Here is a 25,566-nt window from a genome sequence, read left to right as displayed (position 1 = left end):
TAATAAATGATGATATGAATAAAAAACTAGACCAATTCTTTAACCGCTTTACAATCCTTACTTTAATATGCACTGTGCTTTTTTTGGGGAATGTTTTCGGGAACGTTCCCGGAGAAAGTTTGAAGTCGCCGGATGGCAATCTGGCGGCCAGCTTTGCCTTGGCTGAAGGGGGAGTACCTACCTATAGCTTAAAGTATAAAGGAAAAGACGTGATAAAAACCAGCAAACTGGGGCTTGAACTTAAAGATGGCAAATCGTTACTGGATGGTTTCACTATTACTGATACTAAGACCAGTGCATTTAACGAAACCTGGAAACCAGTTTGGGGCGAGGTAAAAGAAATTGTAAATCATTATAACGAACTGGCCGTAACTTTAACACAAAAAGAAACTAACCGTTATATTATTGTGCGTTTACGCCTGTTTAACGATGGTTTGGGTTTTAGATATGAATTCCCTGAGCAAAAGAATTTAGCTTACTTTGTTATTAAAGAAGAGAAAACGCAGTTTGCCCTGGCTGGCGATCATAAAGCATTTTGGCTTCCGGGCGATTATGATACACAGGAATACAGTACAGTAACGTCAAACTTATCAGAAGTACGTGGTAAAATGAAGGCCGCGGTAACACCAAATGCATCACAGACCACTTTTTCGCCAACCGGTTTACAAACACCTTTAATGATGAAGAGTAAAGATGGTTTATACATCAATATCCATGAGGCAGCCTTGATCAATTATTCTTTAATGTCGTTAAATCTTGATGATAAAAATATGGTTTTAGAATCGTGGTTAACGCCTGATGCCATTGGCGATAAAGGTTATATGCAGGCGCCTTGTTTATCGCCCTGGAGAACCATTATCGTGAGCGATAAAGCAGGTGATATTTTGACCTCAAAATTAACCTATAACTTAAACGAACCAACAAAATTTAAAGATGTATCGTGGATAAAACCAACCAAGTACGTAGGTGTTTGGTGGGAGATGATTACAGGCAAAAGTACCTGGGCCTATAATGATTTAACCAGTGTGCAATTAGGCGTAACCGATTATGCAAAAACTAAACCTAATGGAAAACACGCTGCAAATACCGCACATGTAAAAGAGTACATCGATTTTGCTGCTAAAAACGGATTGGATGCGGTGTTGGTTGAAGGTTGGAACGAAGGCTGGGAAGATTGGTTCGGTAAAACAAAAGATGATGTGTTTGATTTTGTAACGCCCTATCCCGATTTCGATGTAAAAGAACTGCACCGTTATGCGGCGAGCAAAGGCATTAAAATGATTATGCACCACGAAACTTCTTCATCGGTAAGGAACTACGAACGCCATTTGGATACGGCTTATAAATTTATGAAAGCCAATGGTTATGATGCCGTTAAAAGTGGTTATGTAGGCAACATGATCCCAAGAGGAGAGCATCATTATGGCCAATGGTTAAACAATCATTATCTATATGCCATCCAAAAGGCTGCTGAATATAAAATTATGGTGAATGCACACGAAGCGGTTCGCCCGACAGGTCTGGCGCGTACTTACCCGAATTTAATTGGAAACGAATCGGCCAGGGGAACAGAATACGAAGCTTTTGGTGGCAACAATGCCGATCATACTACGATTTTGCCCTTTACACGTTTAATTGGCGGACCAATGGATTATACCCCTGGTATTTTCGAAACCAAAGTAAGTGTTTACAATCCTGAAAACACCTCTTTTGTACACAGTACATTGGCGCGCCAGCTGGCACTTTATGTTACCATGTATAGTCCGCTGCAAATGGCTGCCGATTTGCCTGAAACGTATAATAAGTACATGGATGCTTTTCAGTTTATTAAAGATGTGGCAGTAGATTGGGACGATACCAAAGTTTTAGAAGCAGAACCTGGTGATTACATTACTTTTGCGCGTAAGGCGAAAGGTAAAAATAACTGGTTTGTTGGCCGCACCAATGATGAGGTAGCCCGAACCTCTAAAATCGATTTTAGCTTTTTAGATCCAGGTAAAAAATATACTGCAACCATTTATGCTGATGCTAAAGATGCCCATTATGAAACCAATCCTAAAGCCTACACCATTCGTAAAATGGAGGTAAGCAACAAAACGAAATTATCGCAGTATTGTGCACCTGGTGGAGGATACGCGATTAGTATTATGGCGAAATAAATTAAGTAAGTGGTGTCATTTGTTATCAACTGACACTGTTTCCAGTCGTAGCGTCTTGCTACGACTTTTTTTATTGTTTTTTTGCCACGGATGTACACAGATAAATACGGATTAAAAATTTATTTCAGGATCTATCATGCTGGTTAGATCCTGAGATGAACTCAGGATGACGACCGCTGCTTCTAGTCGTAGCGTCTCGCTACGACTTTTTTTATTGTTTTTAGCCACGGATGCACACAGATAAACACGGATTAAAAATTTATTTCAGTATCTATCATGCTGGTTAGATCCTGAGATGAACTCAGGATGACGACCGCTGCTTCTAGTCATAGCGTCTCGCTACGACTTTTTTTATTGTTTTTTGCCACGGATGTACACAGATAAATACGGATTAAAAATTTATTTCAGTATCTATCATACTGGTTAGATCTTGAGATGAACTCAGGATGACGACAGCTAAGAGAGTTCTTTCCCGCAGATCTCACTGACAGCCGCAGAAAAATAATCAATTTGCGTTAATCATCTTAAATCTGCGGGATTATTTTTGTAATTGGCAGTTAATTGTGTCGAGTCACCTTGACAGATCATAACAGCTGATTGCGGGAAATAACTTATTTTATAATATCTTAGCAAAGACATTAAAACCAAGCAATTTTTAACAAAATATTACCATGCCCAGAACCAAAAACCATATCGAACTTCAATTTTTAAGCGAACCTTCTGATGTTAATTATGGCGGTAAGGTACATGGAGGTATGATGATGAAATGGATTGATCAGGCTGCTTTTGCCTGTGCTTTACAGTGGAGCCAGACTTATTGTGTAACGGTTTATGTTGGGGGAATCAGGTTTTTTCACCCGGTGCATATCGGTCACCTGGTTAAAATGGAAGCACGTATTATTTATACAGGCAAAACCAGTATGCACATTGCTGTTGATGCTTTTTCTAAACCAGTAGGGCAGACCGATTTTGTTAAGAATACACATTGTATTATTGTTTTTGTTGCCGTTGACGATGATGGACAACCAAAAGCAATCCCAGCTTTTAAGCCCAAAACCGAAAAAGAAATTGCCATGCATGGCTATGCCATTAAATTAATGGAGCTGCGTAAAAGCATTGATAAGGAAATGGAACCGTATATTGTGTAAGCGCGTGGCGTTGAGCGGTTGGCGGTGCGTTTTCCATCTTCCATTTTCCATCATCCATCTTTTCCCTGTGTGCTCTGCCTTAAACTTTGCGCCCTTTGCGGTTAAAAACACGGAATCTACTCCACAACAGGCAAACTAAAACAAAACTTACTGCCTTCTCCAATGGCACTTACCACCCATATTTTTCCATTTTCGGCTTCAATAAAATCTTTAGAAATGGCCAGTCCCAATCCGGAGCCTGATTTATTCTGACCATCGGTAGGCACCTGAAAATACCTGTCGAATAATCGTTTCTGGTATTTTTCGTCAATACCTTTCCCAAAATCGCGGACCGAGAATTCTATAAATTTATCCTTTTGGAAAATATCGATGATTACTTTCGATTTTTCGGAACTATAACGCAAGGCATTGGATAAAAAGTTAACCATTACCCAGGCTGTTTTCTGGATATCGGCATTCACGCTCGGTAAATTCTGATCGCAGTTGAGTACCAGTTCAATTGATTTTTGCTCGGCCTGAAACTTAACCGCATCGATGGCATATTGAACAATTTCTTCTGGTTGGGTGATGGCAAAAGTAAGTTTTAAATTACCCGTTTCTACTTGCGAAAGATCTAAAAGTTCGCTGGTGATTTTGAGCAGTCGGTCGCTATCTTCTTGGATGTGATTGAGTAGTTCGTGCTGCTCGTCGTTCATCGCGCCTACACGCTCATCGTTAAGCAATTTCAAACTCATTTTGATAGACGATAGTGGTGTTTTTAACTCGTGCGAAACCGTGGCGATAAAATTTGTTTTGGCTTCATCGAGTTCTTTAAACTGTGTAATGTTTTTTAAAGTGTAAACACTCCCGGCAGATTTAGATGAGGCAATTAATGTATTTTCGTCCTGTTCTTCATAATTTGGGATGATAATTTCGCGGTTTTCCAACAGGAAATAAGATTCTTTATCATCGGCATAAATTTTTAAGGTATTGTCATTCGTTTCGGGTTTAATGATCCGTTTAAGCAGCTCGTTTTTTTGCATCAGTTCAGCCACATTCTGACCAATAACTTTATCTTCATCCAAACTCATCAACTTGGCAGCCAGGTGATTTAAGAATAATACCTCACCTTTTTCATTTAGGCCGATAATGGCATCCTGCATTTGCGCGATAATGGCCTCGATGCGCGATTTTTCTGATTTAATTTTAGATAAGTTGCTGTTTTCCCATTCGTTTAACTTAACCACCATTCCATTAAAGGAGTCTGCCAGTTCGGTAAACTCATCATCATTTTCGAAATGCAAACGTTGTTTATAATTTTTACGACTGATCTGTTTAATGGCAGCACTAAATTCGGCCAATGGATTGGCCACAAAACCCGGAAAGTTGACAATAAAAGTAAAGAGTATAATAAAGCTCAAGGTAGCGGCAATCATAATGTACAGGTTGGCTCTTGAGGAAGCTTCGTTGGCCAGCTCATTTTTATCGTAAATGGCTTTCATATTTACCTGCTCGATATTTTGGAGTGCTACGCGTAAATCTTTGATGCTGTTTGCTTTAATGGCTGATGATTGCGAATCGTTAAGCACATTAAAAGCGATTTCTAATTTCTGGAAAGCCGCTTTTTCACCGGGTTCGGTAATGTTTAAACCCTCATTTTTTAGGTTTTCAGTAAATATTGCCTGTTGCGTGCTGTTTAATGGAAAAGGATGCTGATCGATTACATTGCGCATGGCGGCAACATATTTCAACGATTTGTAGTTGTCTTTAAGGATCACCTTCGATTTGTCGGAAAGCTCATTTAAGTAAAAGAGCGCAATTAATCCGAAGGATAAAACGATTATAAAGAGAAACCCGAATCCGAGGCGGAGTTTGGTCTTGATTTTCATCTGTTTTTATTTTTTTTAATGGTGATGAAGCTATCATGATTTACTTATTTATTGTGAAGTTTTGTAAATCATTGATGGTTTCATGGCTTTTTTTAGTTTAACCGCAAAGGGTAGAAAGTTTTTCGCAAAAGAAAGCAAAGTTATTTGGTTTGCGTATTCCTAAATTTATCTATACGGTTTTGTAGTAAAAATATGGTTTAATTGGATTTGTTTCTTTATCAAATGATACAACAGCTGATTAATATAAATGGCGTAGGGTCAATTGTGATGCCAATGGGTTTAGTAGCTTCATTAACTTGTTGTTTTTTAGTGTGATAGAAATGTTTTTCTATTTATCAGAAAAAAAATGCCGCAAAAAACCTTTTCATTTTGGAAGGGTTTTTGCCATTTTGAAGTATTGTTTCGGAAGGTTTGATGCACTGTTTTACGTTCCTAAACCTGATTGACGTGAAAAGCCCACAGCGCAGCGAGGACTTGTAACAGAAAGCAGGAGTGACACTCATATGAAATACAGGCACTGCTTTTCCAAACAAACAAAACTTTATTAAAAATGAACCCTTTATTTTTTTTGGAAAGCAGATTTGGCAGCATTTAGGTTGAAACATTCCCGCTGTACGCTTTACTGCGTGCCGCTGCCATCGGGTTTAGGTGGCACGGTCTGTACTAAGATTTGGGGCTGCGAAATAAATCCTTTCATTATAATAGAATATTGCTCTGGAAGCTTAAAGCACTGCCTTTTGTTTTTAGACCTGATTGACGTGAAAAGCCCACAGCGCAGCGAGGACTTGTAACAGAAAGCAGGAGTGACGCTCATATGAAATACAGGTGCTGCTTTTCCTAACAAACAAAACTTTAATAAAAATGAACCCTTTATTTTTTTTGGAAAGCAGATTTAGTAACATTTAGGTTGAAGCATTCCCGCTGTGCGCTTTACTGCGTGCCGCTGCCATCGGGTTTAGGTGGCAAAGTCTGTACTAAGATTTGGGGTTGCAAGTTGCAGAAAAATGAATGAAGATTAGAATTTAATAAACTTCTCAATCTGCTCGTTGGTGAACTTAATGGTATCGGGCTGGCTTAAATTGCCCTCGGCGTCTAATTCGGTTTTAATATTCGGGATGTGCAAACGTAAGGGTAGGATATGCAGATGGATATAATGGCAAACGCCTGTAAAATGATCTACCCCGCGGATATTGCCATATTTGCCAGAAGAAATACCAACTAAAGCGGCCTTTTTATCATAAAAACTATCAGGAAAATTACAGGCATCTATTAATACTTTTAGCACACCTGGGTAGCTTCCATTATACTCTGGCATGATAAACAAAAACTTTTCGGTGTTATTAATCATGTTCTGGATTTCCTGAAAAGCTTCTGATCGTTTGCCGTACATATCCGTATTCAAAACATCTATAGGCAGGTGCTCCAGGCTGAACAAATTGGCATCAGCTCCTTTTTCTTTTAGTTGCTTATGGTAATATTTGGCAACTTTTAGCGTATTGCTATTGGGCCTGTTGGTAGCGGCTATAATTGTGATCATGGATAATTGTTAATAAGATGTGTAAAACCCAAACACGCTTCTTGCTAAAATTGCCATATAGTTTGTATCTTAGCTGATTGTGAAAAAGGCCGTAAACAACGCAAAAATAGAACTTTTTGCCAATTAAAACGCATAAATAACACAGCCCAAATAAACGTTAAGTAAATTTCGGATACATAGATGAGCAAAATTATTGCATTAGCAAATCAAAAAGGTGGTGTTGGTAAAACAACTTCATCTATAAACCTGGCTGCGAGTTTGGCCGTACTAGAATACAAAACTTTACTGGTTGATGCTGATCCTCAGGCAAATTCGACTTCAGGTATCGGTTTCGATCCCCGGAATATTAAAGATAGTATTTATGAGTGTATCATTAATGATATCGATCCTTTACAGGCCATCCAAAAAACGGATACACCAAATTTAGATTTATTGCCTGCCCACATCGATCTGGTTGGGGCGGAAATTGAGATGATTAACCTGAATAACCGCGAGTATAAAATGAAAGCGGTGTTGGAGAAAATCAAAGATCAGTATGATTTTATTATTATCGATTGTTCTCCATCCCTAGGTTTAATCACCATCAATGCTTTAACAGCAGCCGATTCGGTGATTATCCCGGTTCAGTGTGAGTATTTCGCATTGGAAGGTTTGGGTAAGTTATTAAATACCATCAAAATTGTTCAGAACCGTTTAAACCCTGATCTGGAAATTGAAGGTATTTTATTAACCATGTACGATGTGCGTTTACGTTTATCAAACCAGGTGGTAGAAGAGGTGAAAACGCATTTCCACGAACTGGTTTTCGATACCATTATTCAGCGTAATACACGTTTAAGTGAAGCGCCTAGTTATGGCGTTTCGGTAATTATGCACGATGCGAATTGCAAAGGCGCCATTAATTACCTGAACCTTGCACGCGAAATTGTAAAGAAAAACGGCCTTTTAAAGGAAGAAGAAAACATAGGAACAGCAACTTTATAAATTATAGATGACATCTTTTCAGCGAAAAACAGGTTTAGGAAGAGGGTTAAGTGCGCTTTTAGATGATAGCGAATCTGCTCATCCGCCGAAACAGCAGGTAAATGCTGTTAGCGAAACTGAGCAGATTGGTAATATCAGTCACGTAAGTTTAACTGAAGTTGAAACCAATCCATACCAGCCCCGTACCGAATTTGACCAGGTAGCTTTAAACGAGCTTGCCGATTCGATTAAGGTGCAAGGTTTAATACAACCCATTACGGTTAGAAAACTGGCCGCAAACAAATATCAGCTTATTTCTGGTGAGCGTAGGTTCAGGGCTTCCAAGCTTGCTGGTTTAACCCAGATTCCTGCTTACATCCGCAGTGCCAACGACCAGCAGATGCTGGAAATGGCCCTGATCGAAAATATTCAGCGTGAAAATTTAAATGCGATTGAAGTCGCATTGAGTTTCCAGCGGATGATTGATGAAGTAGGTTTAAAACAAGAGCAATTAGGCGAACGTGTAGGTAAAAACCGTACAACGGTAACCAATTACCTGCGTTTATTAAAACTTCCGCCGGCTATTCAAGCTTCCATCCGCGATCAGAAAATTAGTATGGGGCACGCAAGGGCCTTAATTAATGTGGATGGTGTTGACAAGCAACTGTTTATTCACCAGGAAATTTTAGAAAAAGGATTATCGGTACGTAAGGTAGAAGAGCTTGTACGTAATTTACAGCATGTGCCTTTAAAAGCCGGCGAAAAATCGAAAGAAAAAGCCGTTTCTTTTCAATATCAAAAATTACAGGACGATCTGGCCTCTAAATTTGCCACCCGTGTAAAGTTAAAAGTAAGTCAGAATGGTAAAGGGGCAATAGAAATCCCTTTTATGAGTGATGACGACTTAAACCGAATTTTAGAGTTATTAGACTGGTAATGCAAAAGACTAAGCTTTTAATACTGGTTACTGCATTTACATTTTTTCTTGTAAACTTAGCCTCAGCGCAGGTTAAGGATACGGTATTAAAACCTGCTGATACTTCGAAAATTAAATTATCTAAATCATTAGATACTGCGGCTAAAAAACCGATGACCCGAAAGGACTCAATGAAAGCCAAGTATGTTAATCCGGGTAAGGTTGCCGGTAGAAAGGCAGTTTTCAGATCGATGATTATACCGGGCTGGGGGCAATTGTACAATATGCAATTGCTTAGCGACGGTTATGGTACAAGGGCGGGTAAAAGTCAGATATGGCAGAAATTGTATACAAGTACTAAAATTGCAGGTATATACGGTGGAATAACCGTGCTGACCATGTCGTACATCGAAAGTAGCAAACAATATAATTTAGCCCTAACCGAGTTACAGTATCGCGATTCGCATAGTGACCAACCTGATCCTAATGGTCCTTTTGGTAGCCGTTATTCTACTTCAGGCATCACCCAGCGTAAAGATACCTATAGAAGAAATAAACAGATTGTATTGTTCTCTTATGGTTTGGTTTATTTCGCCAATATCGTAGATGCCTATGTTGCAGCCCGTTTGCATTTCTTCAATATTGATGATAACCTTTCTTTTAAGGTAATGCCATCGATGATTAATACCAATTCGATGTATGGTTTCAATGCAACACCAGCGTTAAAACTATCACTAACATTTTAATAACAAAAACTTCATGATACGCCATATAGGATACTATATTTGAAATTATGATGTTTTGCCAGTTCAGGTTAAGCACAAAAAATAAGAATAAAAACTGAAATAAATATAAACAGATAAAACCATCATGATTTTTCAAACCACATTGGGATGATTAAATGGCTCAAGCCTGCTTGAACACCATTAAAACAACTGCATTCGAAAAATCTGATCGCTTCATCACAATTAAAACTAAACTATAAACAGATGAAACTTGCGCTTTTAGGATACGGTAAAATGGGGCAGATTATCGAAAAATTTGCTGTAGAACGTGGCCACGAAATTGTTTTAAAAATAACGATCGATAATCAGGAAGATTTAACCAGACAAAATTTAAAATCAGCTGATGTAGCCATCGATTTTAGTACACCTGATTCGGTTTTAAAAAATATTGATGCTTGTTTTGATGCCAATGTGCCCATAGTAGTGGGTACAACTGGTTGGTATGGCAAACTTCAGGAAGTAAAAGATGATTGCAACAACAGTAACAATACCTTACTTTATGGGTCTAACTTTAGTATTGGCGTAAATTTATTCTTTAAGCTGAATCAAACGCTGGCCAAGCTGATGAATAACTATCCTGCCTACGAGGTTCAGGTAGAGGAAATTCACCATACACAAAAACTGGATGCACCAAGTGGTACAGCCATTACCCTTGCAGAAGGGATTGTAGATAACCTGGACAGAAAACAGGAGTGGTTAAACGAAGTGGTAGGAACTGATGTTGAATTATTTCCGAAAGCAGAACAATTGCTGATAGAATCGCATAGGATAGAAAATATTCCAGGCACACATACTGTAATTTACAGTAGTGAGGTTGATGAAATAGAAATTAAACATACCGCCCATAACAGAGCAGGATTTGCTTTAGGCGCTGTAGTAGCAGCAGAGTGGTTAAAAGATAAAAAAGGATTTTTCAGTATTACTGATATTTTTGAATAGAAGATAGTTTTCAGTTAACAATTGGCAATTTTTAGATAATCAATTTAAACAGTTAACAGATTTACCCAGTCAAAAATAAATCTGTGAAATCAACGAAAGATAACAGGTAACCGATTAAATAAATCGCAAACCAAAAATAAGATATATGAATTATAAATTCTGGCAGCGAAAAAAAGATGCCCCAAAGAAGAAAAAAACTAAAACCCGCGAGTGGGTCGATGCAATTGTTTTTGCAGTAGTAGCCGCAACCATCATCCGCGTATTTTTTATCGAGGCTTACACCATACCATCTGGTTCGATGGAAAGATCTTTGCTGATTGGCGATTTCCTTTTTGTAAGTAAAGTTAACTACGGTGCACGTATTCCGATGACACCTGTAGCTTTCCCTTTTGCGCATCATACCATGCCGCTAACCACTTCAACCAAAGCTTACTGGGATGGCGTACAATGGAAATATCACCGTTTACCAGGTTTATCTAAAATTAAAAGAAACGATGTCGTGGTATTTAACTTTCCCGAAGGAGATACCGTTGCTGTAGAAAACCAGGCAGAAAGTTACTATGCTTTAGAACGGAGCATGGGCAGGCAGCAGGTGAGAAGCACATTTACGATCATAGACCGTCCGGTTGATAAACGTGAAAACTTTATTAAAAGATGTATTGGTATTCCGGGCGATGTCATTTCGATGAGCAACGGTATTGCCAATGTAAATGGCAAAAATGAGCCTTTAAAAAACACCGGTATGATGCCATACCGCATCGAGTTTAAAACCATGGACTTTAATTACGCAGCGCTTGATGAATTTAATTTAAATTTAGGTGGTGCACCAGCGGTGGCTACGAATACTTATATTTTAGATGCCTCACCCGAAATTGCAGAGAAACTGAAAACCTTTGATTTTGTAAAATCAGTAAGCTTAAGTCCTGATCCTGCCGGAGCTGTTCCAGGTGGTGTTTTCCCTAACGATCCAAACAGGGTTTGGAACAGGGATAACTTCGGACCGATTAAAATCCCTTCAAAAGGATGGACCGTTAAAATCGATAGCAATACCATGCCACTGTATTACAGGGCCATTAGAACCTACGAAGGAAACAAAGTAGAGCAAAAAGCTGGTGTTTGGTATATTAATGACAAGGTAGCCACCACTTATACTTTTAAAATGGACTATTACTGGATGATGGGTGATAACCGCCACAATTCGGCCGATTCGCGCTATTGGGGTTTTGTGCCTGAAGACCATATCGTAGGTAAAGCTTTATTTGTTTGGATGAGCTGGGATAGTACGGCATCTTTCCTACATAAAATAAGGTGGAGCAGATTGTTTATGGGTATCCATTAATTTATACGATAATTTTTTAGAAAAAAGCCTGCATCATGCAGGCTTTTTTTGTGTCAAAATCACCTTTTTAAAAAAATTAAAAAGTTTTCATTGTTTATGTTTTTTTTTCATAAGTTTGTTATGTCAGCAGTTAGTAAAAAACATGTAAAAATCTAACCGTATATTCATATTCACTTCTTCTGACAAAAACCAGGGTTATCAGTAGCCCTATAGTTAATTTTTTTGCTATTTAGAGCGTAGCACGATGGATTAATAATTAATACTGAGTAAAGTAACTAATCAATTTAACTAACCATTACCAAACAGATTATGAAAAAAATTTACTTAACTAGCTTAAGTATTTTGTTGTTATGTATGGCAACAATTTCTGCTTTTGCGCAAAAAACCGTTTCTGGTACTGTAACGGACAACCAGGGTCTGCCATTAGCGGGCGTAAGTGTTTTCCTAAAGGGAACGACCAAAGGAACTTCTACCTCATCAGAAGGAAAGTACACATTATCAGTACCATCAAATTCAATCATTGTTTTTAAATATTTAGGCTACCTGAGTAAGGAAGTGTCGGTAGGGGATAACAATACAATCAATGTTACATTATTGGATGATGCGAAAGCATTGGGTGAGGTAGTTGTAACAGGTTTGGGTGAAGAAAGGAATAAAAGGAGTTTGGGTTACTCGATGAATAATATCAAAGGAGACCAGATACGTGCTGCCAATACAACAAATCCCATCGCAGCGTTACAAGGATTGGTACCAGGGATGATGGTTCAGCCAGGTGCTGGTGGACCACAATCTAGTCCAAAATTTCAAATAAGAGGTGCATCGAGTTTATATGGCTCAGAAAATACACCTTTAATTGTAGTGGATGGTATTATGCTGTCGGATGATGTTGTTGTTCCATCAAGAGCTGGTGATCAGGATTTTGGAAATGTGTTAAAAAACATTAATTCAGATGATATTGAAAGTATTTCTGTTTTAAAAGGCGGTTCTGTAACTGCGCTTTATGGAAGTAGAGCAGTAAATGGCGTAATATTAATCACAACTAAAAAAGGTTATTCTCAAAAAGGATTGGGCATCTCATTTAGCCATGATGAAACATTTGATGATGCATATGCATTACCTGATATGCAGCAGGAATATGGATCTGGATTTACTCCGCGAGATTTTATTAAAGGAGCGAACGGAATGAACCAGATAAATTCAGCTTCTTATGGTTTTAGTTTCGGTCCGAAGTTAGACGGATCTACAATTTTAGACATTGATGGAAGACAGATTAGCAATAGCGTTTTAAACAATCCTCTAAGTTTGTACGAAACAGGACGTTATGTGAATAGTAATGTTTCCATGCAGGGAGGAAATGAAAAAACTACTTTTCGTTTTTCTTATGCTAATAATTTCAGTAAAGGGATAAGCCCATTAAATAAGTTAAATAGACATACCTTTAATTTCAGGGGTACGCAGCGTTTAGCTAATGCAATATTAATGGATGCAACTGTATCTTATTCTAATGCAAGAGGGTTTAACCCACAAAGGATTTTTGGAGATAACAGTCTTATCTACGGCTTAACATGGGGTTATCCTACCAATTTTGATTTAGATTATTGGAAACAGAACTATATTGATCCTGTTAACGGAGGAAGAAGTACTACAGATCCTTTTGGTACCAACCAATTGTTTTTTAGGTTAAATGAATTTAGCCAAATTCAGAACGAAAATAACTTTAGAGGTACTATTAATGCAAAAACCAATTTTACCAAATGGTTACAGCTTGAAACCAGTGCATCACTAAACTGGTACAATACGGTGAAAGAAGACAGAGAACTTGGACAAGATCCAGGCTTTAAGGGAGGATATTATGGCTCGGGAATCCGAAATGTTATCGATAGTAGATATAGAGCAGGTTTAAACTTAACGCATAAAGTAAGCGATTTTGATTTGTTTCTGCAATTAGGATCTGAAATAGTACGTTCTCAAAGTAAAAGTGCAAGTTACGGCACGTCTGGTGGTTTAAGGGTTCCTAGACAGTTTAGACTTACCAATTCAATCAACACGCCAAGTGTTAGTGAAGGAGCACCTAATATTACACAGGTTTTTGCGTCTTATGCACAAGGTAGCATTGGTTACAAAAACTGGTTAACATTAAACTTATACGGACGTAAAGAATGGAACTCTACTTTAGTTTATTCTAACGGAACAGGAAATTACAGTTATTTCTATCCTGGAGCGGATTTAGCATGGATTTTTACTGATGCTTTTAAAATGCCTACTATATTCTCTTATGGTAAATTACGCGCTTCTTATTCAATAACTGGAGGAGGTACAAGTGTTTACCGAGCAAATACAGGTTATTATTTAAAAAATGGAAATTACCAGGCGCTTGGTGCAAATGCTGCGAATATCGAGCAGTACGGGTTTGATAGCCAAACATTGGGTAACCTGAACCTTAAGCCATTAAGAGCATATAGTAAAGAAATTGGTGTTGAACTAAAAATGCTTAATAACAGATTAGGCTTGGATTTTACGGCTTACAGAAAAAACACAAGAAATCAAATTATCAACCTGTCTGTTCCGTTTGAGTCAGGTGTGCAAAATACACTAATCAACAGTGGAGATGTTCAGGATCAGGGTATTGAATTAATGCTTTCTGGCACCCCAATTAAAACTGGATCATTCTCTTGGGATACTTACTTCAATTATACCAGAAATAGAACGAAAATTATCTCATTAGCACCTGGAGTAACAACAGTACAGTTAGAAGGTGGCGATGGTATCAGAACTGTAGCTAAAGTAGGTGGCGAATATTCTACATTGGTAGCAGCTTATGGTTATGCCAAATACCAGGCAAGAGATGCAAATGGAAATCCAATCGACAATCCAAATAATGGTAAACGTGTAATTTCTCCAGCAGGTACAGGAGGTGCATTTTATACCAGAGCATCTAACTATGCAAATGGATTAGAAACAGAGAGTACTATTGGTTCTACATTACCAAAATTCTATGGTAGCATTAGAAATGTAATTACTTACAAATCATTGTCATTGAGTGCGTTGATTGATGCTAAATTTGGTGGTTATGTATTTTCTGATACTTATTTTTACGGTAGTCAAACTGGTAATCTAAAAAATACATTGTTTGGCCGTACTGTTGAAAATGGTGGTACAGCTTATACTGAGGCCGGAAACCAAGAGGTTGGGGTAGTTTTAGATGGTGTATTTGCAGATGGAACGATGATAAATGGCGTTAACGTAGGTGGTATGAGTCATCAGCAAGCTATCGATAAAGGATTAAGAATTCCGACCATAACCTGGAGATACTATAATAACTCAAATGGATGGGGTAATGGTATCAGAGAACGTGGTGCTTTCAAATCATCATGGGTTGCCGTGAGAGATATCACTTTATCATACGATCTGCCAAAAGCATTTGTATCTAAAATAAAAATGAATGGGGTTAAGGTTTATGCTAGTGCCAGAAATATTGGTTTTCTATACAACAATGCACCAGATAACCTAAATGTTAATGACTTTACAAGTACTGGAGCTGGTGGAGCATTTTTAGGTGGCGGTACCCCTTATGTTAGAACATTTGGTTTAGGTATTAATGGTAGTTTTTAATCACTGTTTTTTATAAAATTGATATTATGAAATATTCAAAATATAATGTTGTTATAGTGTCGGCGTTTATAAGCTCAACACTTTTAATATATTCTTGCAGCAAAGAAAAATTTGCTGAATATAATACTAATCCTGATGCGGTTATTGCAATAGCACCAGAACCACTTTTTACCAAAGCGGTAACCAATTGGCATGATGATAGCTTTGAAGCTTTCTATGAAAACTATAGAGGTGTATCGAGGTGGACAAGACAAATGGTTGGCTTAACAGGTAATACAAGTACAATTACAGATGGAATAGGAAATATAAACCAACGGTATGGAAGGTTTTACAACAGTTCTGGAAACCTGCTGGTTGATGTTCAAAAAACCATAGAAAAACTTGCTGATGATCAAAAACCAAGGTATGTGCAAATGAAAACCATTGCAGAAATACTAAAGGTTTACGAGGCTTGGTTTGTAACTGATGGCAACGGAAGTATCCCATATACTGAAGCTTTTCAGGCCAGATATAATGGTACTTTTACACCTGTTTACGATACGCAACAGAATCTGTACAATAGTTTTGAGAAAACGCTGAAAGATGCAGTAGCAGTTTTGAAAGCTCAGCCTGCGGTACCTCAGGTTAGCTTGGGAAGTAACGACTTATATTATCAAGGTTCGATACCTCAATGGATTAAAGCGGCAACTAGCTTACGTTTATTAATTGCCATGCGCTTATCTAAAAAAGATCCGGCAAAACTTAAAGCAATAGCAACTGATATATTAACAAACAGTGCAGCTGATTTAATGGCTTCACCAGATGACGATTGGTCATTAAAAGCTGGAAGTAATTTTATTGGTGCAGGTAACTGGGATGTTAGTGCATCGGGTGCTTATGGAGCAAATGGAACAGTGGATTTTATGTGGAGAAACAACGATCCAAGATTACCATTGTTTTACCAAAAAAATTCATGGACACAAGAAAACTTTGATGCAGCTAAAACTGAAGGGAAAATACCAGCAAACTCGGTTTTCGATTCAAGACGCTATTATGGTCAGTTTACAAGCCCGGATGCAAATACAATCCCAGCTAAGCAAAAATTCTTTAGCCCTGTTGTAATCAAGAGCGGTAATTTAGATACGATATCTGCAATTCAATATCGTATGTTCACGCCAGCACTCAGCTCAGGTACGGGGTCGGCAACATTTTTAATACTAACCTATGCTGATATCTGTTTTCTACGTGCCGAATTAGCTGCAAGAAATATAACAAGCGAGAACGCTTCTGAATGGTATTATAAGGGAATTGATGCATCTATCACTACTTACGATAGAATAGCTAAAGCTGCAGCTTTAGCCGATTATGCTGCTCTGGATCCTAATGCGGTTACAGCCTACAAAGCTAAACCAGAAATCGTTTATAATCCGGCAAAAGGCTTAGAACAAATTTTAATTCAGCAGTACCTTAACTTCTATAAAAACTATAACGAATGTTGGGCACTGCTTAAAAGAACGGGCATGCCTAATGCGCAAACGGCATTGGTGGTAGAAGATTTTACATTCTCAGGTCAGGTGCAACCAATACCTAGAAGGTTTGTAATCAACTTCCCGTTGGCCGGTGATGCTAATTTTGCAAATAAGCAAAGTGCAATCGCAGAAATGGCTAAAGAGTCTTATTTTGGACAACCAACTGATGTTAAAGGACGTGTTTGGTGGGATATGCCATAAGTTATTATTATCTTTATTAAGTGAAAATGGCCGGTATATCCGGCCATTTTAATTAGCTTTAAAAATGAGAAATCGCATTGTATTTATCATATCAGTTCTATTTTGCATAATCTTTTTGAATGATGTGTCAGCTCAGCGCTTTCATGTTCAGGAAACAGGATTATGGCCGCAGGTGAAGATTATTAACCCGATTTCTGTAAGCACAAAACAAGCGATAAAAAGTTATAAAAATACAGTATTCATCTTTCTTTCACCAGAGTGTCCTTTAAGCAGAAATTATATACCTGAGCTGAACCGACTAAAAAATACCTATAAAAATTGTGAGTTTATAGGCGTATTTCCAGGGAAATCTTATACACTAAAAGATATTAAAGCTTTTATTAAAGATTATAAAGTGTTATTTACAACTATTCAGGATGACAAGAAACACTTAACTCAGTTATTGAATGGCACGGTAACTCCCCAGGTTGTTTTGTTAAGCGCCAAGGGGAATATCGCTTATTCCGGACTGGTGGATGATAAAATAATTGAATTAGGTCAACAAAGGCAAATGGTATCAAAACATTTCCTTGCTGATGCAATAGAAGCGCTTGAGATGAATAAAAAAATTACAATTAGTGCTACAAAGCCAATTGGCTGTTATATTAATGATCTTTAGATAAATGAGGAAAATAATTTTACCAATCTTGTTTTTGATAAACTTAAATTTTGTTTATGCTCAAAAAAAAACTTTCTATGAAGATGTAGCGCCAATTATCTATAATAAATGTACCTCCTGCCATCGGGCTGGAGAAGCAGGGCCATTTCCTTTGATTTCTTATGAAGATGTTTCCAAGAGAGCATCGTTTATTAAGAAAGTAATAAAATCGGGCTATATGCCGCCATGGAAAGCAGATGATCATTATGCTGAAATCCCTTTCCAGGGAAATAGAAAACTAACAGATGCTGAGAAAAAAATCATCATTGATTGGATTGATGATAAAATGCCTGCTGGTACACCTAATAAATTGGCAACTGCTATTCTAACAAAATACCATTCAGGTACTAGCTACCATCGTAAGCCTGATGCCGTTTTAAATATGACCAAGCCTTTTGCTATTAAAGGAGATAACAAGGAAAGGTTTATTGTTTTTAAAATCCCTTTTCAATTTGCCAGGACACAAAATGTTGAAGCCATCGAATTTGTTTCTAAAAACAGAAAAGTAATTCACCATGCTAATTTTGCTATTTATGATGTGCCGGATAATATTCCCTTAGATAAATCTCCTGAGTTTATCAACACAACAGTTGGTGAAACTAATGAAGATAGCTTTTCTGCCTACAATATCTATAAAAGTAACATGATTTATTATGGCGGATGGATTCCGGGAACAAAGTACGAATCTTATCCGAAGAATATTGGCTGGTTAATGCCTAAAAGAGGTGTAATTCTTTTAACAATGCATTACGCACCTACAGGTAAAGATGAAGTAGATTTTTCTTCTATTAACTTCTTTTTTACAAAACAACCTGTTGAAAGAGTTATTGATGTAGTGAACTTGGGTTCTGGTGGGATAGCAGAAGAGGAAATAACCCCATACTTTATGATTCCCGCAGATAGCATTCGTTCTTTCAGGTTAAAAATCACCAATCCGGAAAAGCAATCGATTTTGGGTGTTTGGCCTCATATGCATTTGCTTGGTAAAGATTTTAAAGCTTATGCAATTAGCCCGCAAAAAGATACTATAAAACTCATATCTATTCCAAAATGGGATTTTAACTGGCAGGAACTTTATAAATATCAGAAACCCGTAATCATACCTAAAGATTCTTATTTGGTTATTGAAGGGACATATGACAATTCGAAAAATAATCCAAAAAATTTATTTAACCCGCCCAGAAATATTTATGGTGGAGGAGAAATGAAAAGTATTGATGAAATGATGACTTTGATCATCCTGTATTTGCCATATAAAGATGATGATGAACACTTGTCTGTTAGTGAACCATAATTAACCTCAGCTTTTCAGAAAAGTTAAAATTATCTGATACGCTGAGTCTTCCTGCATTTAAATAACAAACCAGCATCATGGTTTGGTTAATTTGCCATAAAATAACTTTCTTTTTAATTTTTTTAAAAAGATTGCTTTTCTTTTCTTTTTTTTATAAATTTATATAAACCAAATTAAAAATGTCAGCAACTATTAAGAAAGCACAACGATTAAGGGCCGACATCATTAAACTGCTTTATTATAAAAAGAAATCATCCCTAACCGATTTAAGTAAACGCACTAAAAAGAGTTTGCCTTTAATTACATCGACTGTAAATGCATTAATAGAGGATGGTTTAATTATAGAGCAGGGATTGGCACCATCTACCGGAGGCCGCCGCCCTTTAAATTTTTTATTAAACCCCGATTATAAGAGGTATATAATAGCCGTAGCCATGGATCAGTTAACGAGTCAGTTAACCATATATGATTTGTCCAATCACCAGGTTTTGCCAACGCAGGTGATCGATTTAGATATGACCCAAAGTAAAAGTGCCGATACTTTAATTGAATTCATTGATCATTGTATTAAAAAATCAACAATCGATAAAGAAAATTTATTGGGGATTGGTATTGGCATGCCGGGTTTTGTGAATGCAGAAAAAGGAATGAACTATTCGTTTATGCAGGTTGAAAACGATATAAGTCTGCAAGACTATCTCGCTAAAAAACTAAGATTACCAGTTTACATAGATAACGACTCGAGTTTGATCGCCTTAGCTGAATTAAACTTTGGTGAAGCAAGAAATTTAAAAGATGTACTCGTTGTGAATATTGGCTGGGGTACAGGTTTAGGGATGATTATTAATGGCAAATTATACCGGGGCAGTAGCGGCTACGCAGGTGAGTTTAGTCATATTCCTTTATCTAATTCAAATACCTTATGCTCTTGTGGTAAACGCGGGTGCCTTGAAGTGGAAACATCGCTTTTGGTGATGGTTCAGAAAGCAGAAGAAGCCGTAAAAAACGGAGAAGAAACAAGTTTAAAAACGCTTTTTAATGATAAAAGTAAAAGCCATGTCGATCATTTCTTAAACGCAGTTGTAAAACAGGATCCTGTGGCCATTTCTATATTAGCTGATGCCGCATTTCAGATTGGTAAAGGATTAGCCACTTTAATCCATATTATGAATCCTGAGCGTATTGTGTTAAGTGGACGTGGTGCAAAAGCAGGGAAAATGCTTCTGCCGCCGATACAACAGGCCATTAACGAATTTTGTATACCCCGGGTAGCTGAACAAACGGAAATTAAATGTTCAAGCCTAAGCGATGAAGCTGAATTATTGGCTGCAGCCAGTTTGATGGTCGAAAATAGCCTGTTTGAATAAAGAAAACCAAGCAAATAATTAAAATAATTTTTAACTAATAACCAATACTATGAGGGAGTAAAAAAGAACCACTAAACCAAATTTTGAACCAACTTTAACCAATACTAACCTAAACGAATTATGAAAAAAATGTACTTAAAGTGCTTAAGTGTGTTTTTGTTAACCTTTTTGACAATAACCGCTTTTGCGCAAAAAACCATTACCGGTACGGTAGTGGAAGCATCTGGACCAATACCAGGTGTAAGTGTCTCTATTAAAGGCACAACCAAAGCTACCCAGACAGACGCTGGGGGTAAATTCTCTATTTCTGCGACAGAAGGAAATGTCCTTGTTTTTAGATCTGTCGGTTATGTTTCAAAAGAAATTACTGTTGGCGCATCTTCAACAGTAAATGTTAGGTTAGAATCATCTACTAACAGCCTGGATGAAGTTCAGGTGACCACAGCTTTAGGCGTTAAAAGAGAAAAGCGATCATTAGGATATGCAACACAAACAGTTTCCGGAGCTAACTTGACCATTGCGCAAGCCCCAACAATTGCACAGGGCTTAATGGGGAAAGTGGCCGGCTTGAATATCACTCAGGCATCAGGTGGTGTAGAAGGCGGTTCCTCACGTGTCGTTATCAGAGGAAATACTTCGTTAACAGGTGATAATAGGGCGCTTATTATTGTTGATGGGGTTGCTTTAAATAATGATCCACTAAATAATAATGGTAACAATAGTGCCGGAGGCGCAGTAGGTACGGCACAAGGAGCAGATGTGAGTGTTTACAACGATTGGGGAACCGGATTAAATTTTATAAATCCTGATGATATAGAAAATATCACAGTGTTGAAAGGGCCTGCTGCTGCTGCACTTTATGGTGCCAGAGGTGCGAATGGCGTAATTTTAGTAACGCGTAAAAAAGGCGAAAAGAGAAATGGATTAGGGATAGATTATTCTTACTCAACCAGGGGAACAAAAGCCTATCAGTTTTTAGATTTTCAAAATGAATATGGTTCTGGATTAGTTGGTTCGATGTGGACTGCCGATCAAAATAAACAGTTCCCAACAAACGGATCTGGTCAACGTTACCAGATTGGAACATATACCGGAAGTTATGCTGCGGGTGACTATAAAACAGGCGCATACGGAATGCTTCCATATTCGAACAGCACGCAAGCTTGGGATTTAATTTCTTTCCCTAGTGGATTATCATGGGGACCAAGATTTGACAATCAGCCCGTGTTATGGTACGATGGGGTGTTAAGGCCTTATTCTGCTCAACCCGACAACTGGAAAGCCTATTTTCCTGATGGATCGGTAAGTCAGCATAATGTTTCGATATCTGGAGGTGGAGATTTTGGAACAGCAAGATTTTCGTATACACGAGACGATAACAAGGCAAATATTTTAAATAGTAATTTTAATACCAATACATTTAATGTTGGCTCAAGTATTAAAGTAAGCAAAAAAGTATCGGCAGAGATTACAGGAAGTTACATCAATTATCAGCGATTAAATACTCCTCCTGTGGGCTCAGGATCTTACCTTGCTGGCTTCTCATATGCTGCAACCAGAGATTACAGGTCGGATGTAGAGCAAATGAACAATTTTGCCGCTGATGGTTCTCAACGTGATGTAACCAATGGAAGTAATTTTCCTGCAGGTTCACCAGCTTATCCTTATTATAGCTATATGGCTAATTCTTTTTGGAATTTGACCAATAATAATACAACCTTTAATAGAAATCAGTTAATTGGTGGGGCAAAAATTATTGCTGATGTAACCGACTGGTTAACAATTACTGGGCAGGGTGGTTTAGATAACTCTAATGATGTTACCGAAATCAGAAATTACCCTAAAAATATCCAGGGTACAACTGGCTATTACGGACAAGCTATGGCAAAAAGTTTAAACCGCAACTTAAGTGCTTTTGCCAGATTACATAAGGATAATTTATTTAATAAATCTATTAATGGTAGTTTAACTGGCGGGGTAGAATCTTATTATAGAAATGATTATACAGTAAGTAACGGTACCAGTGGTAATTTCATCAAACCTTATATTTTCTCTTTGGATAATGGTGCTAATCCACCTGCTGCTGCAAATGAAATCAGATATGGAAAGAAAATAAACTCTGCATACGGATTTTTAGATTTATCATATAATAATTATCTGTTCTTACAGGTTACTGGCCGAAACGATTGGTCTTCTGCATTGGCAGACCAGTATAACTCTTATTTCTATCCTTCAGCTAACTTAAGTTATGTTTTCACTGAAGGTATTAAAGGGATGCAAACGGCTACACCTTGGTTAAGCTTTGGTAAATTTACGTTTTCTTATGCCGAAACAGGTAGTGACGCAGATCCTTACTCTATTTTTAACCTGATCAACACCTCTGCATACAATGGACAGGCAGCTCAAACCTATCCTTCAACTTTAAAATTTGATGGGATAAAACCTCAGAGAACGCGTTCTTACGAGCTAGGCCTTAATTTAGGTTTCTTAAAGAATAGGCTAAATGTAGAATTGACTGCTTATAGTATGAAGACATTTAACCAGATCCTTTCAACGCCATTACCAGTATCTTCTGGTTTTAACAGCATTCAGATTAATAACGGATCGCTTGGTAACAAGGGTTTTGAATTTATTGTCAACGCAACGCCTATTACATCAAAAGATTTTAGCTGGAATATTTCTGTAAATGGAGCCACTTCGAGTACTAAAGTTTTAGCATTGTCGGAGGGTATTAATGATCTTCAGTTAGGATCGTTTTTCGGAGGAAACGGAATATCTCAAAGGGTAAAAGTGGGCGATAACTATGGAACGATCTATGGAAAAGATTTCACTTACTTAAACGGACAGAAAGTAGTAAAAGATGCAACAGGTGCCAATGGACAGGTAATGACATACACTGTTAATGGTAAAACCTACACTGCAGGTACACAATGGGTATTAACACCTAATGAAGTGCCTATCGGTAATTCGCAGCCAAAGCTAACGGGTGGCGTTAGCAATACGTTCAGATATAAGAGCTTCTCGCTATATGCGATGGTTGATGCAAAAATAGGTGGCGATACTTTCTTTGGTACTTATGGTGCAGCGATGGGTAACGGTTTGTTGGAAGAGACAGTTAAAGAACGTAATGGTGGAGGTCTACCGTTGGTATACCCTGATGGTACAACGGCTAACACTGGGATTAGTTTCGGTGGAGTATATGCTAATGGAACACCTAATACAAATGTAGTAAACCCAGCCTGGTATTATCTGGGTACTTATGGATCATGGAATCACTTAGGATTACCAAGGTCTGCATCCGTTTTCGAAAATACATGGGTTAAGTTGAGAGAAGTTGCACTAACTTATCAGGTGCCAGCTAAGCTTATTCAAAAAACAAAATTTATCCAAAATTTAAGTCTTTCATTAGTTGGCCGCGATCTATTTTACATCTATACGAGCATTCCGAAAGGATTGAATCCTGAAGGTGTAAACGGGATTGGTAACATGCAGGGAATCGAATTTTCTTCTGTTCCAATAGTTCGTTCATTTGGATTTTCGATCAAAACCTCGCTATAATTAAATCTTACTAAAATGAAAAGAAATCAAAAAATAATATATAGCTTATTGGTTATCGGAATGATAGCTAATGGTACTTCATGTAAAAAGGGCTTTGAAGAAATTAATACCCCTTATAAAGAATCGAGTGTGGCTACCGTTTCTATACCTGGTTTATTTAATGGCATTGCAAAAGGCTTAACAGATGAAGATAACACCTTGTATGTGAGTTTATTCTATCCAATTACTAATCAACAAGGTGTACAGAATATTCAGGCTCCCTATTTAAATTATACTTCCAGCCTGTGGAGGAATTATTACCCTGCTTTGTTTAATTATAAGGCTTTGTTGAAAAAAATTAGTGAGCAAGCCAATCCACAGGTTTTTAATAATGTGAAGTACATGGCAAACATTATGATGGCTTCAAAAACCTTGCATATGTTAGATTATTATGGTGATATTCCATACAGTGCTGCTGCTTCTGCAAGTAGTGGAACGGAGTTTTACAGACCTAAATACGATAAGCAGATAGATGTTTACAGAAGTGTTTTAGCGGATCTGAAAGCTGCAGCTGATGGTATTTCCAATGCTACAGACCAAACTAATATCAGTTCTTCCGATTCGTTCCTGAAGAATGATCTGGATGCCTACCGAAAATTTGCCAATGCATTAAGATTACGTTATGCTGTGCGCCTTTATGGCAAAGAACAAACACTGGCTTCAGAAATTTTAGCTGATGTTGTGGGTGGAAATAAACCACTTCCAAATAATCAATCAGCAGCGAGTCTCGACAGGAATAACTTTGGCTTTTGGCCAAGTTTGGTTACCCCGGCAGTAGTAACAGAGCGCCAATGGTATACCTTTAGAGAAACTTCTGTATCTAACATGCGAATGAGTTCTAATGTATGGGCACAAATGTCGAGTAATAATAATACTGACGGCTCGGGTATTTTCGATCCAAGGGTGTATGTTTATTTTCAAACAAATGATGCTAACCAGTGGGCAGCTCAACCGCAAGATAGATCTATTGCCGATGGTGGTACACCCTATCCAAATGATGATACAAAAATGAGGAAACCTTTCGGCAGTAATCCAAATAACAAGTTTTCGGCCTTCAATTATTTTATTGCGTACGATGAGGTTTATTTTCCTTACCTGATTATTACCGAGTCTGATGTCCATTTCTTAAAAGCAGAAGTTTATCAACGTGGTATGGGAGTAGCTAAAAATACAGCATTGGCTAAAACTGAATACGAGGCTGGAATAACTTCTTCAGTTAATTTCTGGTATGCCTATACACAGAATGCGGCACGTTGGTTAACCAAACCGACAGCACCAACCGCTTTACAGATGACCGCTTTCCTAACTAATCCTGCGGTACTTTATAATGGGGCAAATGATGCAGACGCGCTTAAAAAAATAGCAACTCAGGCTTGGTTGGCAACCATGTTCGAACCTGCTGAGGCATGGGCCATAGTGAGGAGAACAGGCTTAACACCTAAAGATGCAAATTATACACCTGCTGTTATAAACAAATTGCCATACCCTGATGATGAGAGTACCAATAACAATGCAAATTGGCAAGCTCAAACAGGCGGTGCAAATCCAACTACACAAATGTTAACCAAAGTTTATTGGATGCCTTAGTTGCACAACGATTTGATTAAACACAATGTCCCGGCCAATTTTTGGCCGG

Annotated in this window: 16 protein-coding genes; 14 read left to right on the top strand and 2 right to left on the bottom strand. The window is 37.8% G+C overall.

Translation table 11 applies throughout. The features are described 5' to 3' along the window. Positions 1-14: 14 nt before the first annotated feature. Both AC04QZ_RS23545 and AC04QZ_RS23540 read left to right on the top strand, forming a co-directional pair. Positions 15-2,159 carry a glycoside hydrolase family 97 protein gene (locus AC04QZ_RS23545; protein ID WP_478359698.1) on the top strand — a complete coding sequence of 715 codons (2,145 nt, stop codon included), beginning with the start codon at positions 15-17 and terminating at the stop codon, positions 2,157-2,159. A gap of 671 nt (positions 2,160-2,830) precedes the next feature. After that, on the top strand, positions 2,831-3,307 hold the full coding sequence (locus tag AC04QZ_RS23540; protein WP_116251707.1) for an acyl-CoA thioesterase: 477 nt from the start codon (positions 2,831-2,833) through the stop codon (positions 3,305-3,307). A 116-nt stretch (positions 3,308-3,423) separates the two neighbouring features. On the opposite strand, the gene AC04QZ_RS23535 is transcribed toward AC04QZ_RS23540, so the two are convergent. Together AC04QZ_RS23535 and AC04QZ_RS23530 are read right to left on the bottom strand one after the other, a co-directional pair. Beyond that, complete coding sequence (locus AC04QZ_RS23535) at positions 3,424-5,175, bottom strand: HAMP domain-containing sensor histidine kinase (RefSeq protein WP_478359696.1); 1,752 nt, start codon at positions 5,173-5,175, stop codon at positions 3,424-3,426. Positions 5,176-6,190: 1,015 nt separating this feature from the next. Continuing rightward, entirely contained in the window at positions 6,191-6,712 is a 522-nt protein-coding gene (locus tag AC04QZ_RS23530) for an NADPH-dependent FMN reductase (protein WP_478359695.1), read from the bottom strand. Between the two features lie 180 nt (positions 6,713-6,892). On the opposite strand from AC04QZ_RS23530, the gene AC04QZ_RS23525 reads away from it, so the two are divergent. The 12 genes from AC04QZ_RS23525 to AC04QZ_RS23470 all read left to right on the top strand — a co-directional run bounded on the left by AC04QZ_RS23525 (position 6,893) and on the right by AC04QZ_RS23470 (position 25,517). Next, positions 6,893-7,696 (top strand): ParA family protein, encoded by an 804-nt coding sequence (locus AC04QZ_RS23525; protein ID WP_029280114.1) that lies wholly within the window; start codon positions 6,893-6,895, stop codon positions 7,694-7,696. 7 nt (positions 7,697-7,703) lie between these two features. Further along, positions 7,704-8,612: a ParB/RepB/Spo0J family partition protein gene (locus AC04QZ_RS23520; RefSeq protein ID WP_086547548.1), complete on the top strand. Its 909-nt coding sequence runs from the start codon at positions 7,704-7,706 to the stop codon at positions 8,610-8,612. Next, positions 8,612-9,337, top strand: coding sequence for a DUF5683 domain-containing protein (locus tag AC04QZ_RS23515; RefSeq protein ID WP_478359694.1), 726 nt, complete (start codon positions 8,612-8,614; stop codon positions 9,335-9,337). The genes AC04QZ_RS23520 and AC04QZ_RS23515 overlap by 1 nt, the downstream gene beginning before the upstream one ends. A gap of 243 nt (positions 9,338-9,580) precedes the next feature. Then, a complete protein-coding gene (gene dapB / locus AC04QZ_RS23510) occupies positions 9,581-10,315 on the top strand; it encodes a 4-hydroxy-tetrahydrodipicolinate reductase (protein WP_086547546.1) in 735 nt (244 codons plus the stop codon). Positions 10,316-10,460: 145 nt separating this feature from the next. Next, positions 10,461-11,654, top strand: a complete 1,194-nt coding sequence (gene lepB / locus AC04QZ_RS23505; RefSeq protein ID WP_478359693.1) for a signal peptidase I — start codon at positions 10,461-10,463, stop codon at positions 11,652-11,654. 309 nt (positions 11,655-11,963) lie between these two features. Continuing rightward, on the top strand, positions 11,964-15,266 hold the full coding sequence (locus AC04QZ_RS23500) for a SusC/RagA family TonB-linked outer membrane protein (protein WP_478359692.1): 3,303 nt from the start codon (positions 11,964-11,966) through the stop codon (positions 15,264-15,266). A gap of 26 nt (positions 15,267-15,292) precedes the next feature. Then, positions 15,293-16,975, top strand: a complete 1,683-nt coding sequence (locus AC04QZ_RS23495; RefSeq protein ID WP_478359691.1) for a SusD/RagB family nutrient-binding outer membrane lipoprotein — start codon at positions 15,293-15,295, stop codon at positions 16,973-16,975. Between the two features lie 64 nt (positions 16,976-17,039). Next, positions 17,040-17,633 carry a redoxin domain-containing protein gene (locus tag AC04QZ_RS23490; RefSeq protein ID WP_478359690.1) on the top strand — a complete coding sequence of 198 codons (594 nt, stop codon included), beginning with the start codon at positions 17,040-17,042 and terminating at the stop codon, positions 17,631-17,633. Between the two features lie 34 nt (positions 17,634-17,667). Further along, a complete protein-coding gene (locus AC04QZ_RS23485; protein ID WP_478359689.1) occupies positions 17,668-18,966 on the top strand; it encodes a monooxygenase in 1,299 nt (432 codons plus the stop codon). A 179-nt stretch (positions 18,967-19,145) separates the two neighbouring features. After that, positions 19,146-20,333 (top strand): ROK family protein, encoded by a 1,188-nt coding sequence (locus AC04QZ_RS23480; RefSeq protein WP_086547541.1) that lies wholly within the window; start codon positions 19,146-19,148, stop codon positions 20,331-20,333. 120 nt (positions 20,334-20,453) lie between these two features. Further along, positions 20,454-23,891: a SusC/RagA family TonB-linked outer membrane protein gene (locus tag AC04QZ_RS23475; RefSeq protein ID WP_478359688.1), complete on the top strand. Its 3,438-nt coding sequence runs from the start codon at positions 20,454-20,456 to the stop codon at positions 23,889-23,891. A gap of 15 nt (positions 23,892-23,906) precedes the next feature. Beyond that, the gene (locus AC04QZ_RS23470; protein ID WP_478359687.1) at positions 23,907-25,517 is read left to right on the top strand and encodes a SusD/RagB family nutrient-binding outer membrane lipoprotein; all 1,611 of its coding nucleotides are present in this window, start codon (positions 23,907-23,909) and stop codon (positions 25,515-25,517) included. Positions 25,518-25,566 lie beyond the last annotated feature (49 nt).

The sequence above is a fragment of the Pedobacter folensis genome (assembly GCF_056490665.1).
The sequence above is the reverse complement of the archived record's forward strand: the minus strand, read 5'-3'. Positions and strand labels throughout refer to the sequence as shown.

Coding starts and splice junctions, on each gene's coding strand:
- AC04QZ_RS23475 (WP_478359688.1), top strand. CDS start 20,454: ATGAAAAAAATGTACTTAAAGTGCTTAAGTGTGTTTTTGTTAACCTTT.
- AC04QZ_RS23515 (WP_478359694.1), top strand. CDS start 8,612: ATGCAAAAGACTAAGCTTTTAATACTGGTTACTGCATTTACATTTTTT.
- AC04QZ_RS23525 (WP_029280114.1), top strand. CDS start 6,893: ATGAGCAAAATTATTGCATTAGCAAATCAAAAAGGTGGTGTTGGTAAA.
- AC04QZ_RS23545 (WP_478359698.1), top strand. CDS start 15: ATGAATAAAAAACTAGACCAATTCTTTAACCGCTTTACAATCCTTACT.
- AC04QZ_RS23540 (WP_116251707.1), top strand. CDS start 2,831: ATGCCCAGAACCAAAAACCATATCGAACTTCAATTTTTAAGCGAACCT.
- AC04QZ_RS23535 (WP_478359696.1), bottom strand. CDS start 5,175: ATGAAAATCAAGACCAAACTCCGCCTCGGATTCGGGTTTCTCTTTATA.
- AC04QZ_RS23470 (WP_478359687.1), top strand. CDS start 23,907: ATGAAAAGAAATCAAAAAATAATATATAGCTTATTGGTTATCGGAATG.
- AC04QZ_RS23490 (WP_478359690.1), top strand. CDS start 17,040: ATGAGAAATCGCATTGTATTTATCATATCAGTTCTATTTTGCATAATC.
- AC04QZ_RS23500 (WP_478359692.1), top strand. CDS start 11,964: ATGAAAAAAATTTACTTAACTAGCTTAAGTATTTTGTTGTTATGTATG.
- AC04QZ_RS23520 (WP_086547548.1), top strand. CDS start 7,704: ATGACATCTTTTCAGCGAAAAACAGGTTTAGGAAGAGGGTTAAGTGCG.
- dapB (WP_086547546.1), top strand. CDS start 9,581: ATGAAACTTGCGCTTTTAGGATACGGTAAAATGGGGCAGATTATCGAA.
- AC04QZ_RS23480 (WP_086547541.1), top strand. CDS start 19,146: ATGTCAGCAACTATTAAGAAAGCACAACGATTAAGGGCCGACATCATT.
- lepB (WP_478359693.1), top strand. CDS start 10,461: ATGAATTATAAATTCTGGCAGCGAAAAAAAGATGCCCCAAAGAAGAAA.
- AC04QZ_RS23530 (WP_478359695.1), bottom strand. CDS start 6,712: ATGATCACAATTATAGCCGCTACCAACAGGCCCAATAGCAATACGCTA.
- AC04QZ_RS23495 (WP_478359691.1), top strand. CDS start 15,293: ATGAAATATTCAAAATATAATGTTGTTATAGTGTCGGCGTTTATAAGC.